The sequence below is a fragment of the Hydrogenivirga caldilitoris genome (assembly GCF_003664005.1).
Classification (GTDB): domain Bacteria; phylum Aquificota; class Aquificia; order Aquificales; family Aquificaceae; genus Hydrogenivirga; species Hydrogenivirga caldilitoris.
This window is the reverse complement of the sequence record NZ_RCCJ01000001.1, coordinates 362,697-378,341: the sequence shown is the minus strand read 5'-3', so window position 1 is coordinate 378,341 and position 15,645 is coordinate 362,697. Positions and strand designations below refer to the sequence as shown.

The window sequence follows — 15,645 nt, the reverse complement described above, 5'->3', positions numbered from 1 at the left end:
TTAAGTCTATGGAGAGAAAGCTCGTAATTTTGGGTGCCCAGTGGGGTGACGAAGGAAAGGGCAAGATAGTGGACTTGCTGTCAGAGGGTTACGATATAACTGTAAGATACCAGGGTGGCAGCAATGCAGGTCATACCGTCATAGCTAACGGTGAAAAATTCATACTACACCTTCTTCCGACTGGGATACTGCACCCCCACGTGGTTGGTGTCATAGCTCAGGGCATGGTGGTTGACCTTGATGTCCTTGACCAGGAGTTGGAAGGGTTAAAGGAAAGGGGAATAGATTACGAAGGTAGGCTTCTCATAAGTGATAGAGCACACCTGGTTATGCCCTATCATAAGCTCCTTGACAGGCTCTTTGAAAAGAAGGGGGGGATAGGAACCACCCTGAGAGGTATAGGTCCTGCCTACATGTTCAAGTTTGGTAGGAAGGGAATAAGACTCGCTGACCTTGATGATGAGAAGAGGTTTTACTCCCTAATAGAGGAGAACGTTGCCTTTGTGAGGGATATATGTGAAAAGGTGTTTTGTGAGAACCATGACCTTGAAGTAGAACTTATCTTTGAAAGAACCCTTGAAAGATACTCAAAGTACAAAGAGTTTGTAACGGATGTGTGCCAGTATCTCCTAAAGACCGAAAAGACCCTCCTCTTTGAGGGCGCTCAGGGAACTATGCTTGATGTTGATATCGGAACCTACCCATACGTTACCTCCTCAAACTCGTCCGCCCTGGGGTTGTCAAACGGGACAGGATTATCCCCTAAGTTCTTTTCGGACGCTTACCTTATTGGTGTTGCAAAAGCTTACACTACAAGGGTTGGAGGTGGACCTTTCCCAACCGAGCTAAAGAACGAAGAGGGTGATAAGCTAAGGGACATAGGGGGAGAGTATGGCTCAACCACAGGAAGACCGAGAAGGTGTGGGTGGTTGGACCTCGTAGCCCTCAAGTATGCGGTTGAACTAAACCATTTTGATGGGCTCATACTCACCAAGCTGGACGTATTAGACAGCTTTGATGAAGTCAGGGTGTGCGTGGCTTACGAGTACGAAGGCGATAGGATAGAAACCTTCCCTGCGTCCCTAAAAGTTTTAGAGTCTGCGAAACCAGTCTACAAAACCTTAAAGGGCTGGAAGAGAGACACCAAGGGGGCAAAGGACATAAAGGACTTACCAGCGCAGGCTATAGAATACATAAGGTTTATAGAAGATTTCACCGGTGTGCCTGTTATAATGCTCTCCACTGGACCTAAGAGGGAAGAATTTATATGGCTCAAGGAACTGCCTCAGATAAAAGTGAGCTCTTTATAAAGAGAGCAAAACAGTTTAATTTGGCGTTTATAGCATCAATAACAGTCCTGTTTGTGGTTTGTTTAGCCTTATACAGGTTCTTTTCAATGCCTGTTTCGGCAAAGTTGATACTATACGTTTATGGAATTGAAATTTTTACCGCTGTTTTAGGTTATACGGTAGCCTTTATCGTGCGAAGGAAACTTTTTCCCGTGAAAACTTCGGAGGAGTACTGGAGCTACACCGCGGTAAGAAGGTACTTCTGGAGCTACGTCCTTATATGCGTACCGTTTGCGGTAGCCTTTGTGTTCTTTATATTTGCAGGGAGCTTTTCTGCTCTGTTACTTGGATTCTTTCTTTCTTTATGTGGTTTAATAGTTTTCAGACCCAGAAAGGGAGATGTGATATGAATAGGGAGGAAGTTATAAAGAAGCTCTATGAAGAAGACCCAAAGTTTAAGGAATGGAAGGACAGGCACGATGAGCTTGATAAGGATATAGCTAAACTTGAAAGACACCGCCCTATGACCCATGACCTTGAACTTGAGATAGAGAAGTTGAAGAAGGAGAAGCTTTACTACAAGGACCTTATGGAAAAAAGGATACAGGAGGTCATGAAAGATAAAAAGTAGGGTCTTTCACGCCGGCTAGCTTGAAACCTTCCTTCCTCTCTATACACTTTAAGCATCTTCCACAGTGCATTCCCTTCACAGGTCTGACACAGGAGAATGTAAGTTCGTATCTGAGTCTCCCATAGAACTTTCTTATAACCTCCCACTTCTCCATGCCCATAAAGGGGGTCTCTATCCTGAACTCCTCCTTAGACCCTTTTCTTATAAGGTTTTGAAGAGCATCAAAGTATTCCCTGTTGTTGTCTGGAAAGGGGTATATGCCAAGGCTTCCAACCGCCACACTCTTTACGTTCCTTTTGATAGCTTCAATGGCTGCGTGGGTAGTGAGAACAAGGTTCCTCAGAGGTATCTCTATACCTCTGGATACTCCCAGACCTCTTAAAAATACGGTCCTGAAAGGCATAACTCTCTTATATCTACCCCTGAGGTAAGACCAGAGCCTTGAAGCCCACTTCACTTCCACCTTCTCCCAAGGAAGTCCACAGCGAACATAAACGGGGTAAACTAAAAAACCCTCATCAAGGTAATGGACTGTCAGAGATGCACTCTCAACTCCTGAGCTGTAAAGAACCGCTATTTTCTTCAACCCTCTACGCTCCCTAATCCAGAACCGGCTAAGTGCCTACCAGAGTCAACCTTAACGATTTCTCCTGTCACGCTTTCGGTGGTAAGAAAAAAGAGGGTTATGGAGAGGACATCCCTTAGAGAAACCTCACGTTTTAACGGGGTTTTGCTCAGAATCCTCTTCCAACTACCCGAGTCCATATCCTCCGGTTTCATAACAGGTCCTGGTGCAATGCCGTTCACGAGGACGTGGGGGGCAAACTCCTTTGCAAGAACCTTTACGGCGGTGTGCAGAGCTCCTTTGGCTATAAAGTAGGAACTGTAACCTCTGTATGGGGTATGCTCTACAGCCCAGTCCCCGAAAGCTACTATCCTGCCCTTTATCTCTCCCTCATTCCTGAGCATCTCTCTGTAGCACAGCTTTGAGAGAAACAGGAAGGCTTCGGCTATGGGAGTGAAGTGCTCATAAAGGTCCCCCCTGGTAAGTTCTTCTATGGGAGTTCTCCTATAGGGTGAAGCAAGATGGAGGAAGGCATCAATCCTTGATAGGCTGTTCACAGTTTCCTTTACAACCCTTTCGTAACTTTGAGGGTCTCCGAGGTCTGCCCTTATCGCCAGGACTCTCCTGCCTCTCCTATCTCCTTCCTTTAAAACCTCTTTAACCGAGTCCTCGGAACTTCTGTAAACAATAGATAGGTCGTAACCGCTTTTGAGAAGCTCAAAGGCTATTCTCTGCCCTATCCTCCTTACTCCCGTTACTAGAGCTACCTTTTCCATCCTTCACTACCTTATAGGGGAATTTTACACTCACAGGTCTTCCTTCAATCCAGTAGGTTAGCTTGAAGGTGACACCCTCCACCTCGTCGGGCAGAGGCTGGAAGTACACGAAACCCCTGAGTTTTGAACCCGGCTCTATCCTCCCCGGAATCAAGGCGTACTTGACCACATCGCTTCCTTCATCTCCTGTGTAGGCGGGAGCCCACCATCCGAGACCCCACCAGGGAGTTCCATAGGACAGCCCGAAGGACACCCCTACCCTTCCTCCTCTCTTCGCTATCTCTGCCGCATCTTTAGGACTGAGAGCGTTGTACTGGTTTCCCCTCTCATCGGTAAGGAGCATGTCTTTGAAGTCTATCCATACCTCTCTGTCTGACTTGTTTACCACCTCAACGTAAAGGGGTACCACGTAGGAGCTGAGGTCAGAAGGGTAACCTTTCCATGCGTTGGCTTTCACAACCACTTCTACGTTCCCATCCTCATAAAGGGCTGTGTAAGTCTTAGGGTCAGCTTTTATTCCGTTACCAACAGGGACTAACACTCTCTGAGCACAGGAGAGCAAAAAGAGAGGTACTATCAAGAGTAAAGCGTATCTCATGCTTCTTAAATATAAGGAAGGACCGCCCAGAGGGGCGGTATTTTTAACATCAAAAGACATAACTCAGGTTAAGGTAAAAACTCCTCCCAGGTCCGGGAATCTTTACTCCGCTTGAGAAGGGGTCTCTCAGATAGGAGAGGTGCTCGTAGTAGAACTTGTCAAAGAGGTTTTGCACGCCAGCTGTAATCCTGTAGTTTTTATACTCTCCACCAGTCTTCAAGTTTACGATAGCCCAGCCAGAGGTCTTTGTCTCATTAAGGTCGCTGTCCACCTTATTCTGGGTCGCCTGGGCTACGGTCTCAACCTCTCCAAAGTAAACTCCCGTATCGTACCTAAGAGCGAGTCTTCCCTTGAGGGGCGGTATCTCAGCTATATCTTCATCGGTTATGTTCTTAGCAGGGTCCGTATCCTTCTTACCTTTAACGTAAGAAACACCCCCTTTGAGGAAGAGGGTTTCGGTAACTGCAAAGGTGGCTTTTGCTTCCCCTCCATAGAGCTGGGCATCAACGTTTGCGTAAGAACGGGCTTGGGTTCCCGTCCCTATGAGAGTTACAGGATTAACCTTGTCCTGGTTATATACGGTTATGTAATCCTTTACGAAGCTGTAAAAGAGGGTTGCAGTAAGGTTCAGTTTTGGGTTTTTTACCTTAACTCCTAAATCTATCTCTGTGTTTTTGGAAGGTTTCAGGTTGGGGTTACCCACCCAGTCGGACTGGCTTCCCATCCTGTCAAGGGCAAAGTATCTCTCCTGAGCGTCGGGAACTCTGACAGAGTATCCAATACCTGCGAACAGCTCTGTTTCCTTTCCTAAGCTGTAAGTGAGCTGAAGATTTCCAGAAGGGTAGGTGTCTCTCTCAGAGGTATCTCTGGTGTTATGGTAAGCGTAGTAGAGGCTTGTGTTAGCCTTACCTTTATCTGCCTTCGTTTCGGTCGTGTCCAATCTCAGACCTGCCACAAGCTTGGTCTTGTCGTTTACCTTCTTCCTATACTCTCCAAAGATACCAAGGTCCGTCGTATCAACATCGGGTATCGTGCTCTGTATAGAAGTCATCATCCCCCTCATTTCAGTTACAGACTTCCAGTTCCAAAGGAACGCCTCAAGACCCACCGCAAGGTTATTTAACTCGTACTCTACCTTAGTTCCATAAGTCATGGATTTAGCGCTCGTTTCCATAAACATTGTGTTAACCCGTTTTTCATTGTTCATAAGGTGGTCAACATATGAATAGTAAGCTGTAACTTTCAGTGAAGCCCATTTCAGTCTTAGGTTCAACCTATCGGAATCATCCTTGGGTGAGTCCATCATCAGATATGGATACAGGACATCCCTCGCCCTCTGGGCTGTGTAAGAGAGCTCTACAGCCGAGTCTTTTGCTGGTTTGAAGCCTAATTTTGCCCAGGCTGTGTTTATACTGAAGGCGGTTGAGTCCTTCTCAGAGTCTTTGTAGGCGTTCATTCCCGTCGGATACTCGGTAAACCTCTTCCCCTCTCCAGTCTTGTAAGGTTTTGAATACCTGTATGAGTATCCCGCAAGTCCGTAAACTTTATCGGTAGCGTAGGAGAGGTTAAGCGATGGGTTGAAGTAAGAGAACGAGCCAACACCTATATTGAATTTTCCGTGAAATCCCCTTTTAGGTTCCAAGGTCTTTATGTTTATAGTTCCTCCGAGGCTTCCGTAGTTTCTGACATCAAAGGCACCTTTGATAACCTCTATACTTTTCACCTCTGCGAAGTCTACGTGGAATAGGGGAGGGTCCATCCTGTTGGGGCAGGCATTGTATATTCTTGCTCCGTCAAAGAGGACGTTCAGGTTCCTTCCAGAAAAACCCCTTATCACCACGTCGTTGGCTATGCCTCCCTTCCTGAGCTTCCACACACCCTCTGATTCAGAAAGAGCTTCTCCAGGGTCTTTAGCAAAGCTCTCCCTTACCTCCATTTCAGTAAAGACCTCACTCTTTGCCTTTACCTCAACCTTTTCAAGGAAGAGCTCCTGAGAAAAGGAGACTGACAGGGGAGCCACCAGCAACACGAGGGTCCTTCTCATTTCTTCACCTCCTTTATAGAAGTCTCTTTATGTCCTGAGTTATGAGCTGGGGTTTCTGCCTTGTAACTGGATACAGAAGTTTAAGCTTGCCGCCCTTGTCTATCAGATAGATAAGGGCTGTATGGTCTATGAGGTAACCGCCGTGAGGCGTAATATCCACCTTCTTGAAGAATATCTTGTAACTCTTTGAAATCCTCCTGAGTTCTTCTCGGCTTCCCGCAAGTCCTATAAAGTTTTCGTTGAAGAACTCAACATATCTCTGGGTGTATTCGGGTGTATCCCTTTCAGAGTCAAGACTAACAAAGATGACCCTGACCATCTTCCTTTCCTCAGGCGTTAGCTCGTTGAAGGCTTCGCTTAACACCTGAAGGGACTGGGGGCATACATCGGGACAGCGAGTGTAACCAAAAAATAGAAGGATCACCTTACCTTTAAAGTCTCCAAGACATAGCTCCTTCTCTGAGCCACTCCAACCTGTAAGACAGAAGTTCTCCGCAGGTTTGTCATAGAGAACACCGTTGAACTCTTCCTTTTTAGAACAGGAGCTCATATAAGCGATCAGGAGTACCACTAGCAGAGGAATCAGATAGCACCTGAAAGAAACCCCTCCGCTGGGGAGGGGGGAGGAGGGACGAGCCTCGGGAGGAAGTTTTTTCACCTCAGACCTCCTGTTAAATTTGTGTTGATTATAACATTAATTTAACGTGAAATTTATCATAAAATTAACAATATGGAAGGAATAAAGGAGCTGGTGGACTACGGGATAATAGGGGTTCTGGTTTTTATGAGCGTTGTCTCCGTGGCGATAGCCATTGAGAGGTGGCTGTTCCTCAGAAGTGTTCGGATAAAGGAGTTTAGGACAAAACAGGAGCTTGAAGTAGCCCTTACAAAGAGTCTTCACATAATAGCCACAGTAGGTTCCAACGCACCTTACGTGGGGCTTTTGGGAACGGTTTTAGGGATAATGCTCACCTTCTACACAATTGGTTCTCAGGGCTTTGTAAATACGAAGGAGATAATGGTTGGTCTTGCCTTAGCCCTTAAAGCCACCGCCGTGGGTCTTTTAGTTGCGATTCCTTCGGTGGTTTTCTACAACCTCCTCTTGAGGAAGGTGAAGGTTCTTTTAGCCCTATGGGAGGCGGAGAATGGAAGAGAGAGAGTTTGATTACATCAACGTTATACCTCTCGTAGATATAATGCTTGTTCTCCTGACCATAGTCTTAACTACAGCCACCTTTATAGTCCAAGGTGAGATACCAGTGAACCTTCCTTCCGCCCAGAGCGGGGAAACCGGAAAAACCCACGGTGCAATAAACATAACCATAAAAGAAAACGGGAAGCTGTTCCTTGAGGAGAAAGAAGTGCACCTTGCCCAGTTGAAGGAGGAGTTGAAGTCCCTTGACAGGGAGATAGGAGTCAACATAAGGGCTGACAGGGAAGCAAGAATTCAGAATCTTGTGAGCGTCATGGACATTCTGAACAGGCTGGGATTCAGGAAGATAAACATGCTGGTGAAGAAGGATGAGATTTAAAGTTGCCTTTCTGCTATCCGTGATACTGCACAGCTTTGTGATTTTTGCCTTCCTCTCTTTCGTCCCGGAGCCAAAGTACGAGGAAAGAAATACGATATCGGTAAGCCTTAACAACCTGAAAGTTGAAAGGGAAAAACCACCAAGCGTACCCCAAAATACTCGGGTGAGGGCTGTAAAAAAGAAGACCCCCAAAAGGAAGAAGAAAACCCCAAAGCGGGTGGTTGTAGCGAAACCTACTAGAGTAGAAAAGAGTGCTCTTAAATCTCCGGTACCAAAGGAGGCAACCCCAGAAACCGATGTCACGATGAAAAACTCTAAGCTCACCAACCAAGATGAAGGTAAGAAGGAGACGGTGCAGGAGGATAAAATTCAGGAGGTTCTCACTCAAGATACGGATAACAAGCCTGCCGAAAAGCCTGTAGAAGAACCTTCACCAAAAGCCAGTGAAAGGGACTACGGAGAGAGTTTCGTTAAGGAGAACCTGTCCCTGATAAGGGAGGTTGTGAGGAGTTACTTGGTCTATCCCCCCATAGCTCGCAGGATGGGATGGGAGGGAACGGTGCTGGTCAGGTTCCTTTTTACGCCTGAGGGTGAGATTGAAGAACTCCTGGTGGAGAAGAGCTCAGGTTTTGAAATTCTGGACAGTAATGCCCTTAGGGCTGTTAGGCTGGCGGCTAAGGAGTTCCCAAAGCCGGAGAGAAAAGTCTTCGTGGTATTGCCTATTGTTTACAGACTTGAGTAGATTTAATATTAATCTCACATGGAATTATCGGAAGAACTCAAGAGTCTCCTACCAAGGGTTAAGGGTGTAAGCTCAGATTCCAGAGAGGTTAAAGAGGGATTTGTGTTCTTCGCTGTAAGGGGGACGAGGTTTGACGGGCATGATTTCGTAAGAGAAGCCCTCCAGAAGAAGGCACTCGCAGTTGTGGTTGAAAGGGAGCCGGGCTTTAAAGACCCTAGGATAATAAAGGTTGAAGACTCACGTAAGGCTCTCGCTGAGTTTGCCAGCCTGTTTTATGGTAAACCCTCAGAAAAGCTCAAGGTAATAGGAGTAACAGGAACCAACGGCAAGACAACCACCACCTACCTAATTGAAAGAATTCTTGTAGAGTCGGGTTATAAGACCGGGCTTATGGGAACTATCCAGTACAGACTGGGGAGTAGAGTCTTTGGCTCAGGCAGAACCACGCCGGACCCTGTAACCTGGCACAGAACTCTCAAAGAGATGTTTGATAACGGAGCTACCCACGTTGTGGCTGAGGTGTCTTCCCACGCCCTTGACCAACACAGGGTATGGGGAACCAAGTTTGAAGCTGTTGTGTTTACCAACCTTACCCAAGACCACCTTGATTACCATGGAGATATGGAAAGCTACTACAGAGCAAAGAAGAAACTCTTTGATTTATACAGCTACGGGTTTGCGGTTATAAACCTGGACGACACTTACGGGAGAAGACTCGCTGAGGAGATAAAGGGGAATATCATAACCTACGGCAGGGAAGGGATTCTGAGAATAAGCTCTTTCAGAACGGATTTTGAAGGTTCCGTACTGGAGCTGTCCTTTGAGGGGAAGAATTATAAATTCTCCACAAACCTGATAGGCGGTTTCCAGGCGTACAATTTATCGGCTGCGATAGGGTACGCCTTAAAGACAGGTATAGAGCCGGGCATTATCCAGAGAGCGCTTCAGGGGGTGAATGTTCCAGGAAGATTTGAGGTTTACCGCTCTGATAGAGGTTTTATAGCCGTTGTGGATTACGCCCACACACCGGACGCTATTGAGAATGTCCTGAAAACGATAAGGAACCTGGCGTTAAATAAGGTCATAACGGTGTTCGGTGCTGGAGGGAACAGGGACAGGACAAAGCGCCCTCTCATGGGTGAGGTAGCCGACAGATTGAGTGATATAGTTGTGGTCACCTCCGACAACCCCAGAGATGAAGAACCAGAGATGATAATAAAGGATATCCTGAAGGGTATAAGAAACTATGAAAAGGTTATCGTTGAACCGGATAGGGAAAAAGCCATAAAGAGAGCCGTAGAGCTAGCAGACAAGGGTGACATAGTAGCCATACTCGGAAAGGGGCACGAAGACTATCAGGAAGTTAAGGGGATAAAATATCCCTTCAGTGATGCCCAGGTGGTTAAAAAATATATTTAGAGGAGGTCCGTATGTCCTGTGATTTTGAAACGCTTTACTATAACCTGAAGCAGGAGCTTTTGGAGCTTTTTCGTGACTCAGAGAAACCTATACCGAGGGTTAAGCTCAGAGACTTGAAGTCTGCAAGGGAGTGCGGTTTGGTAAACCTTGCTAAGATGGTGCTTTACCTTGAGAGCTTGGGAATAATTCTCATAGTTAACAAGGATGAGCATTACCAAAACTGGGAAGTTGATATACAGGCACAGATTTTAGACGTTCTCTTTGAGCAGATATGAAGAGAATTTACCTCGTAAGGCACGCCCAGAGTGAGTTCAACGAGAAGGGTATATTTCAAGGCAGACTGGACAGCGACCTGACACCCCTTGGTTTTGTCCAGGCGAGGATGGTAGCTATGTTTCTGTCAAAAGAAGGTATACAGGCACTTATAAGTTCTCCCCAGAGGAGGGCATACAAAACAGCCCTGACGATAGGGGACGTTCTCGGACTTGAGCCGGAGATAGATGAGAGGATACGGGAGATGTCCTTCGGTTTTCTGGAGGGGAGAAACTTCTGGGAACTCTTTGACCAGGAGAGAGAGATGATGCTGGGCTGGCTCAAAAACCCTGTCAGGAATCCCCTTCCAACTCAAGAACCCATGGAGAACTTTGAGAAGAGAATCCTCAGCTTTTTAGAAGACCTGAAGAAGAGGGAGGAAGACAACCTCGTGGTTGTAGGTCACGGCGGAACTTTACACGGTATAGTCTGTCTTTCCCTTGGCCTTGGGCTTGAAAACCTGTGGAGTGTCCACATGGACAACACCGGAGTAAGCCTTCTGGAATTTGATGGAGAGGGCTTCAGGCTCATATATCTCAACAACCTGTGCCACTTAGTATGAGAATACAGGTTCAATCCTTGTCCGTATCCACTTGCTGTCCCACCACTCTAAGGGGGTAACCTCATAGCCGTCTATGAGTATACCGAAGTGAAGGTGATCTCCGAAGGCAAGTCCTGTCATATCCGTATAGCCTATCACCTGTCCCTTCTTAACCATATCCCCCTTACTGACTCTAAAGTCAGCCAAATGGGCGTAAAGGCTCATCAGTCCGTATCCGTGGTCTATTATGACGGTATTGCCGTATATACCTAAGTCTCCAGCGAACACCACAACTCCATGGTTTGCCGCCGGAACCCTTGAATTCTTAACGGAGGCAAGGTCATAGCCCATATGTCTGCTACTGCTTATGGGTTTACCCCTGTAAGTGTATGTCCTCTTCTCTCCATACCTTGATATAACCTTGCTATTCTTAAGCTGAATAAAATTGCCCCTCCAGTACCTCTGTGGGGCGGAGTTTCCTCCTACCTCGGCGATTTTCCTTTCATTTTCGGCTCTGACCTCTTCGTTTACCTTTTTGAACAGCTCAACGAAGTTTGAGCCCTCATAGTTTCCCCCAAGTATAGTCCCCAATTTTGGCAACATAACCTTCTCTTTACCGCTCAACTCTATCCTTAAACTCTGAAAGTTATTCCTCTTTATGCCCGTCCCGAGAGGTATCACAGTCTCATTTCCAACCTCGTCAATGGCAACAACCTTTATGACATCTCTGGGAGAGGTGTCAACAGGCACGCCAAAGAGAGATATGTAGAGGTCCTCCTTAACCTTATAAGATTTGAATTTCCTACCTCCAACCTCAACGTACAGCTGGGCAGGCTCACTCAGCTTTACCTTTATTCCCCCCGAACCCCCCTGAAGCACCGTGTAGGGAGCGTAAAGGATATGTATTCTCGGAGGTTGCGTATCAACGATAGCTCTGACCTCAAAGCTCTTCTCAAAGATATAGAACCTTCTCAACTTGACCACTACTCTCGCCTCACCTTCCTTTAAGCCTGAACTCTCAGGTTTAACGGTAAAGGTTACCTCGTTCACCTCTTTAGGAAGCTTTCCCTCAAAGAGCAGGATTTCTTTGTTTCCCTGAATCGCAACCACGCTTACCCTATCCACATAGGCACGAGGGGATACCACAAGATTGACCACCTTCTCCTTTGGCAGCTTTTCAAGTTGCTGCAGGTTATACACTTTAGGTTTTAAGAAGAATAGATTATAGAGGGTAAAACCGATTATGCCCAGCAGGGCAACAAAAACCACCGTCCTTACAAATTTCTTAATTCCCTGCATCTCCCACCCCTACACAGAACCACTCTTGCTCCTCTAATATTTTATCCACTTTAACACCTCTGTGTCTGAGCATGCGTAGAAACTCATCAAGTTCCTCTTCCCTGTATATTCCAGAAAAGATAGCACTCTTTTTGAAGAGCGAAAGGAGTTTGTCCAGTTCCTCCCTGAATATAGGAAGTTCAAGGTTAGCAACTATGAGGTCAAACCCATTTATTATTTGGGAAGGTGTGGCAAGCCTGCACTCTATGTCCACTTTGTTCAGCTTAGCGTTCTCTTTACACTCCCTGACCGCATCTTCACTTACGTCTATACCCACTACCCTGCCTGCACCCAAAAGCTTGGCGACTATACCAAGAACCCCACTCCCCGTTCCAACGTCAAGAACGCTATCTCCCTTACCTATATACTCTTTCATAAGCTTTATACAGAGCCTCGTTGTGGGATGTAGCCCCGTTCCGAAAGCCATCCCCGGATTTATGAAGACAGGCTTCTTCCATGGAGGCATTATCACGAAGTCATCCACATCAACGGGTCCGAAACCCTTCTTCCAGTCCTTCCAGTCCTCGCCGACCTCCTCCACCCTTTCGGGTGAGAGACCCTCTAAAGGTTCATAGGAGGCTACCACCAAGGTGTTCCCTTCCCTCTGAAGAACTTCAAGGGCGAGGGGTTTGCGTGCGAGGAGCTCTCCGAGTTCTTCCTCGCTCAGTGAGTATATGAACTTCTTCATTAGATATTACTTTACAGGAGTTTCTCGGCTTCCTCCTCGGGTAAAGGTTTGGCGAGGTAAAAGCCCTGAGCGTAATCTATGCCCATATCTCTCACAAGTTCATACTGCTCCTTAGTCTCAACACCTTCAGCGAGGGTCTTCATGCCGAGGAGTCTTGCAAGGTGGACTATAGCCTCAACTACAGCTCTCGCCTTCTCGTCCTCAACCATAGCCTTCGTGAAGGACATGTCTATCTTGAGTATGTCCGCATTTATATCCTTTATGTAGGACAGGGAGGAGTAGCCTGTCCCGAAATCGTCTATCGCTATCCTGACCTTTTCGCTCTCTTTCAGTCTGCCTATTATCTTCCTTGACCTCTCCATATCCTCCATGTAGAGCCTTTCGGTTATCTCAACGATAAGGGGTTGGGACAATTCCCGTGCATGGCTCAGGACCTTCTCCGGGAAGGAGGGTTCTTTGAAGGCTCTGGCAGAGACGTTCAGACTTATGGGAACGTTCCAGCTCTTTATCTTTAAGGAAACTTCCTTTAAAGCCCAATCTATATAACCGCTCAGGTGCTGGAACTTCTCAAGGTAGTCTATGAACTCGGCAGGGTAGTGAAGGGTACCGTCCCTCTCCCTTATCCTGAGAAGGGCTTCAAAACCGGCAAGCCTGCCGTTCCTTGTATCAAAGTAGGGCTGGTAGTGGAAAACAAAAAGTTTCTCCCTTAAGGCTCTCTCTAAGAGGCTTTCCCTGTAAAGGAACTTCTTTGCTTCCTCTTCAAGCTCCCTGTTGAAGAGCTTGATGTTGTTTATACCCTCTTCCTTTGAGAATCTTAAAGCTACGCTGGCGTTCTCAATCAGGGTTTTGAAGTCCTCTCCGTCCTGAGGGAATATAGCCACCCCTCCGTGGAAGTTTAGGGTTAGTGAAGCTCCGTTAATCTTAATCTCATCCCTCAGAACAGCTTTTATCCTCTCCATTATGGAAAAAATGTCCTTCACATCCTTTAGCTCTGTAAGGAAAAGCCCAAACTCATCCCCTCCTATCCTTCCTACAAGGTCCCTCTCCTTCACCCTCGCCCTCAACCTTTCACCGACCTCTTTCAGGACCCTGTCCCCTGCCTCGCTCCCGTAGGTCTTGTTTATGTATGAGAAGTTGGCAAGGTCTATGAGGAGCAGGGCGGATGTTCCCACACCCTCACTTATAAGATTTTCAGCGTTGACTTTAAAACCGCCGAAGTTTAAAAGTCCGGTCAGAATGTCGTAATACCTGAGTCTCTCGTTCTCCTCCGAGAGGAGCGTCTCCTTGGTTATGTCCCTCCAAAGGGCTACGAACCTCCTGTGTCCGCCGGGCAGTTCAACGGGCACTATCTTCTGCTCAACGTAAAAAAGCTCTCCGTTCTTCTTCCTGTTTACGAATACGGCGTTAAACTCCTTACCGGAGAGTATCGTTTCCCATAGGTGCTGGTAAAACTCCTTCGGATGGTATCCGGACTTGAAAATCCTCGGGTTCTTTCTTATCAGCTCCTCTCTGCTGTAGCCCGTCAGCTCGCATATGAAGTCGTTCACATAAAGGATATTCCCCTCACCATCGGTTATAAGAACTCCCTCCCTCGCCTTCTCTACAGCCTGTTTCAGGAGTATGCTGTCCCTTATCGTGTGTATCTTTTCAAGGGCGAAGCTGAGGTCGCGCTGAATCTCCTCAAGGAGGTCCCTAACATCCTCTGCAAAGAAGTTAGGAACGGATGCGTACACGTTGAGAACGGCAACCACCCTGTCTTTCAGCTTTATGGGTATGGCTGCGGAGGAAAGGAACCCTCTCTTCAACATCTCCTCCCTGTAGGTCTCCGCCGACGGGTTCTCCTCCGTTGAGGGGTTTATAACCACCCTTCCCTCCCTGTAAGCTACGCACGTGGGGTAGTTGGAAGAAAGAAGCGCAGCCTTGCTGAAATTTACATGCTTTAAGTAGTCAAGTCCCTCTCCACAGCTGTGGAGCTCCTCAAGATTTCCCTCCTCGTCCACCCTTCCTATCCAAGCAAACTTTATATCAAACTCCCTAACGAGGGTTTCACACACCGTCTGATAGAGTTCTTTCTGGGTGAGGACGGTGGTTATGGCTTTGTTTATATTCCTCAGAGCTCTGTAAACCTTCTGGCGCATAACTTCGGGAGTAATCTCGTGGAAAATGAGCATACCGCAGTGCTGGTAGTTGTATATAACCGTCTTGGAAAAGACCCTTATGTATCTTGCCTCCCCTCGCCTCGTTCTTATCTTAAGGGTCGGATACAGCTTAAGGAAGTATCCCCCTCTCTTCCTCTCCTCAATAGTTCTGAGCATCGCTCTCTTAACCTCATCGCTCTCCTCAATGAAATCAAGGATGCTCATTTCCTGAAGCTCTCTTAAAGAGTAACCCGTTATCTTCTCCACATTCTTGCTGGCGTAAAGTATCCTGTCTCTGTATATCACCGTTCCTGTGTATTCGTTCTGGTAGAGCGCCTTTGAAACGTCAAAGAAGAGCTTAAGCTTAGCCAGCTCCTCCATGCTGAAACCGAAACTCAGTGCTCTCTTAAACTCCTCGGGTTCCAGTTTTACACAGGTCCCAAGTCCCGAGAGTTTTTCCTCCTCTTCCCTGTAAAGTTCCCCTTTCACCGTCAGGTAGTTGGAAAGGCTGGTTTCAATCTCCTTTAAGAGAGGTATCTCTCCGTGTTTGCGGCGGAAAAGCTCGTAAGATTCTCTGTGGATGAGACATAGGTCTGCGGTGCCCTCAAGGACTTCCCTGTAAGCCTCCTCCTCAAGTTCTGTGTAAATTATCTCCGGCCTGAGGAGGTCAAGCTCCTTTATCAAGAACAGAGTGACTAAGTAACCCTCAAGGTAGGGAGCCGACACTACAACAAAGTCCTCTTTTAACCGACCCGCCAAGGCAAAAACCTCTGTCTCCTTACCTCTCACCCGGAAGGGAACGTACCCTTCTCTGAACTGCTTAAAAGCCATAAGGGAGTTTGCGTAGTACAGGTCTATATCCTCGGTCTCGTGGAGGGTGAGTTCTTCTCTGTAACTCTTGGGAATCAAAAGATTAATCCTCTTTCCGAGTGCCCGCTCAAACTCCTCCTTTATCTTCTCTACTAACTCCCGCTCCCTTTCATTCTCATGAACGTAAACACCGGCGAGAAAGTTTAGAGTTCCCTTCCCCAC

The 15,645-nt window shown here is 47.0% G+C and carries 17 protein-coding genes; 9 read left to right on the top strand and 8 right to left on the bottom strand.

Annotated elements, in window-relative coordinates:
- Positions 1–8 precede the first annotated feature (8 nt).
- From BCF55_RS02085 to BCF55_RS02075, 3 genes are read left to right on the top strand one after another with little or no spacing between them, the layout of a single operon-like run.
- Positions 9–1,310: an adenylosuccinate synthase gene (locus BCF55_RS02085; protein WP_121009319.1), complete on the top strand. Its 1,302-nt coding sequence runs from the start codon at positions 9–11 to the stop codon at positions 1,308–1,310.
- The gene (locus BCF55_RS02080; RefSeq protein ID WP_121009317.1) at positions 1,268–1,699 is read left to right on the top strand and encodes a hypothetical protein; all 432 of its coding nucleotides are present in this window, start codon (positions 1,268–1,270) and stop codon (positions 1,697–1,699) included. The genes BCF55_RS02085 and BCF55_RS02080 overlap by 43 nt, the downstream gene beginning before the upstream one ends.
- Positions 1,696–1,920, top strand: coding sequence for a DUF465 domain-containing protein (locus BCF55_RS02075; RefSeq protein ID WP_121009315.1), 225 nt, complete (start codon positions 1,696–1,698; stop codon positions 1,918–1,920). The genes BCF55_RS02080 and BCF55_RS02075 overlap by 4 nt, the downstream gene beginning before the upstream one ends.
- Here the strand turns inward: BCF55_RS02075 and BCF55_RS02070 are convergent.
- The 5 genes from BCF55_RS02070 to BCF55_RS02050 are packed head-to-tail and all read right to left on the bottom strand — an operon-like array spanning position 1,901 to position 6,474.
- On the bottom strand, positions 1,901–2,506 hold the full coding sequence (locus BCF55_RS02070; RefSeq protein ID WP_121009313.1) for a 7-cyano-7-deazaguanine synthase: 606 nt from the start codon (positions 2,504–2,506) through the stop codon (positions 1,901–1,903). The genes BCF55_RS02075 and BCF55_RS02070 overlap by 20 nt on opposite strands.
- Positions 2,503–3,261, bottom strand: coding sequence for an SDR family oxidoreductase (locus BCF55_RS02065; protein WP_121009311.1), 759 nt, complete (start codon positions 3,259–3,261; stop codon positions 2,503–2,505). Before BCF55_RS02065 ends, BCF55_RS02070 begins: the two co-directional genes overlap by 4 nt.
- Positions 3,203–3,859 (bottom strand): hypothetical protein, encoded by a 657-nt coding sequence (locus BCF55_RS02060; RefSeq protein ID WP_147425002.1) that lies wholly within the window; start codon positions 3,857–3,859, stop codon positions 3,203–3,205. Before BCF55_RS02060 ends, BCF55_RS02065 begins: the two co-directional genes overlap by 59 nt.
- 49 nt (positions 3,860–3,908) lie before the next feature.
- Complete coding sequence (locus tag BCF55_RS02055; RefSeq protein ID WP_121009307.1) at positions 3,909–5,903, bottom strand: TonB-dependent receptor domain-containing protein; 1,995 nt, start codon at positions 5,901–5,903, stop codon at positions 3,909–3,911.
- Between the two features lie 13 nt (positions 5,904–5,916).
- On the bottom strand, positions 5,917–6,474 hold the full coding sequence (locus BCF55_RS02050) for an SCO family protein (protein ID WP_245960372.1): 558 nt from the start codon (positions 6,472–6,474) through the stop codon (positions 5,917–5,919).
- Positions 6,475–6,633: 159 nt separating this feature from the next.
- Here BCF55_RS02050 and exbB point away from each other — a divergent pair, with 159 nt between their 5' ends.
- The 6 genes from exbB to BCF55_RS02020 are packed head-to-tail and all read left to right on the top strand — an operon-like array spanning position 6,634 to position 10,470.
- On the top strand, positions 6,634–7,068 hold the full coding sequence (gene exbB, locus BCF55_RS02045; protein WP_121009305.1) for a TonB-system energizer ExbB: 435 nt from the start codon (positions 6,634–6,636) through the stop codon (positions 7,066–7,068).
- Positions 7,049–7,435: an ExbD/TolR family protein gene (locus BCF55_RS02040; RefSeq protein WP_121009303.1), complete on the top strand. Its 387-nt coding sequence runs from the start codon at positions 7,049–7,051 to the stop codon at positions 7,433–7,435. The genes exbB and BCF55_RS02040 overlap by 20 nt, the downstream gene beginning before the upstream one ends.
- On the top strand, positions 7,425–8,177 hold the full coding sequence (locus BCF55_RS02035) for an energy transducer TonB (RefSeq protein WP_121009301.1): 753 nt from the start codon (positions 7,425–7,427) through the stop codon (positions 8,175–8,177). The genes BCF55_RS02040 and BCF55_RS02035 overlap by 11 nt, the downstream gene beginning before the upstream one ends.
- 18 nt (positions 8,178–8,195) lie before the next feature.
- A complete protein-coding gene (locus tag BCF55_RS02030; RefSeq protein WP_121009299.1) occupies positions 8,196–9,596 on the top strand; it encodes a UDP-N-acetylmuramoyl-L-alanyl-D-glutamate--2,6-diaminopimelate ligase in 1,401 nt (466 codons plus the stop codon).
- A gap of 11 nt (positions 9,597–9,607) precedes the next feature.
- Positions 9,608–9,871: a hypothetical protein gene (locus BCF55_RS02025; RefSeq protein ID WP_121009297.1), complete on the top strand. Its 264-nt coding sequence runs from the start codon at positions 9,608–9,610 to the stop codon at positions 9,869–9,871.
- The gene (locus tag BCF55_RS02020) at positions 9,868–10,470 is read left to right on the top strand and encodes a histidine phosphatase family protein (RefSeq protein WP_121009295.1); all 603 of its coding nucleotides are present in this window, start codon (positions 9,868–9,870) and stop codon (positions 10,468–10,470) included. Before BCF55_RS02025 ends, BCF55_RS02020 begins: the two co-directional genes overlap by 4 nt.
- On the opposite strand, the gene BCF55_RS02015 is transcribed toward BCF55_RS02020, so the two are convergent.
- Genes BCF55_RS02015 through BCF55_RS02005 form a run of 3 tightly spaced genes read right to left on the bottom strand, consistent with a single transcriptional unit; the run spans position 10,462 to position 15,645 of the window.
- Positions 10,462–11,748, bottom strand: a complete 1,287-nt coding sequence (locus BCF55_RS02015) for a M23 family metallopeptidase (protein ID WP_121009293.1) — start codon at positions 11,746–11,748, stop codon at positions 10,462–10,464. The genes BCF55_RS02020 and BCF55_RS02015 overlap by 9 nt on opposite strands.
- Positions 11,735–12,475 carry a 50S ribosomal protein L11 methyltransferase gene (locus BCF55_RS02010; RefSeq protein ID WP_121009291.1) on the bottom strand — a complete coding sequence of 247 codons (741 nt, stop codon included), beginning with the start codon at positions 12,473–12,475 and terminating at the stop codon, positions 11,735–11,737. Before BCF55_RS02010 ends, BCF55_RS02015 begins: the two co-directional genes overlap by 14 nt.
- Before the next feature lie 11 nt (positions 12,476–12,486).
- On the bottom strand, positions 12,487–15,645 hold the full coding sequence (locus BCF55_RS02005) for a bifunctional diguanylate cyclase/phosphodiesterase (RefSeq protein ID WP_121009289.1): 3,159 nt from the start codon (positions 15,643–15,645) through the stop codon (positions 12,487–12,489).

Excerpts from the sequence above, each read along its gene's own strand:
- BCF55_RS02025 (WP_121009297.1), top strand. The coding sequence starts at position 9,608 with ATGTCCTGTGATTTTGAAACGCTTTACTATAACCTGAAGCAGGAGCTT.
- BCF55_RS02010 (WP_121009291.1), bottom strand. The coding sequence starts at position 12,475 with ATGAAGAAGTTCATATACTCACTGAGCGAGGAAGAACTCGGAGAGCTC.
- BCF55_RS02055 (WP_121009307.1), bottom strand. The coding sequence starts at position 5,903 with ATGAGAAGGACCCTCGTGTTGCTGGTGGCTCCCCTGTCAGTCTCCTTT.
- BCF55_RS02035 (WP_121009301.1), top strand. The coding sequence starts at position 7,425 with ATGAGATTTAAAGTTGCCTTTCTGCTATCCGTGATACTGCACAGCTTT.
- BCF55_RS02020 (WP_121009295.1), top strand. The coding sequence starts at position 9,868 with ATGAAGAGAATTTACCTCGTAAGGCACGCCCAGAGTGAGTTCAACGAG.
- BCF55_RS02085 (WP_121009319.1), top strand. The coding sequence starts at position 9 with ATGGAGAGAAAGCTCGTAATTTTGGGTGCCCAGTGGGGTGACGAAGGA.
- BCF55_RS02065 (WP_121009311.1), bottom strand. The coding sequence starts at position 3,261 with ATGGAAAAGGTAGCTCTAGTAACGGGAGTAAGGAGGATAGGGCAGAGA.
- BCF55_RS02080 (WP_121009317.1), top strand. The coding sequence starts at position 1,268 with ATGGCTCAAGGAACTGCCTCAGATAAAAGTGAGCTCTTTATAAAGAGA.
- BCF55_RS02040 (WP_121009303.1), top strand. The coding sequence starts at position 7,049 with ATGGAAGAGAGAGAGTTTGATTACATCAACGTTATACCTCTCGTAGAT.
- BCF55_RS02015 (WP_121009293.1), bottom strand. The coding sequence starts at position 11,748 with ATGCAGGGAATTAAGAAATTTGTAAGGACGGTGGTTTTTGTTGCCCTG.
- BCF55_RS02075 (WP_121009315.1), top strand. The coding sequence starts at position 1,696 with ATGAATAGGGAGGAAGTTATAAAGAAGCTCTATGAAGAAGACCCAAAG.
- BCF55_RS02030 (WP_121009299.1), top strand. The coding sequence starts at position 8,196 with ATGGAATTATCGGAAGAACTCAAGAGTCTCCTACCAAGGGTTAAGGGT.
- BCF55_RS02060 (WP_147425002.1), bottom strand. The coding sequence starts at position 3,859 with ATGAGATACGCTTTACTCTTGATAGTACCTCTCTTTTTGCTCTCCTGT.
- exbB (WP_121009305.1), top strand. The coding sequence starts at position 6,634 with ATGGAAGGAATAAAGGAGCTGGTGGACTACGGGATAATAGGGGTTCTG.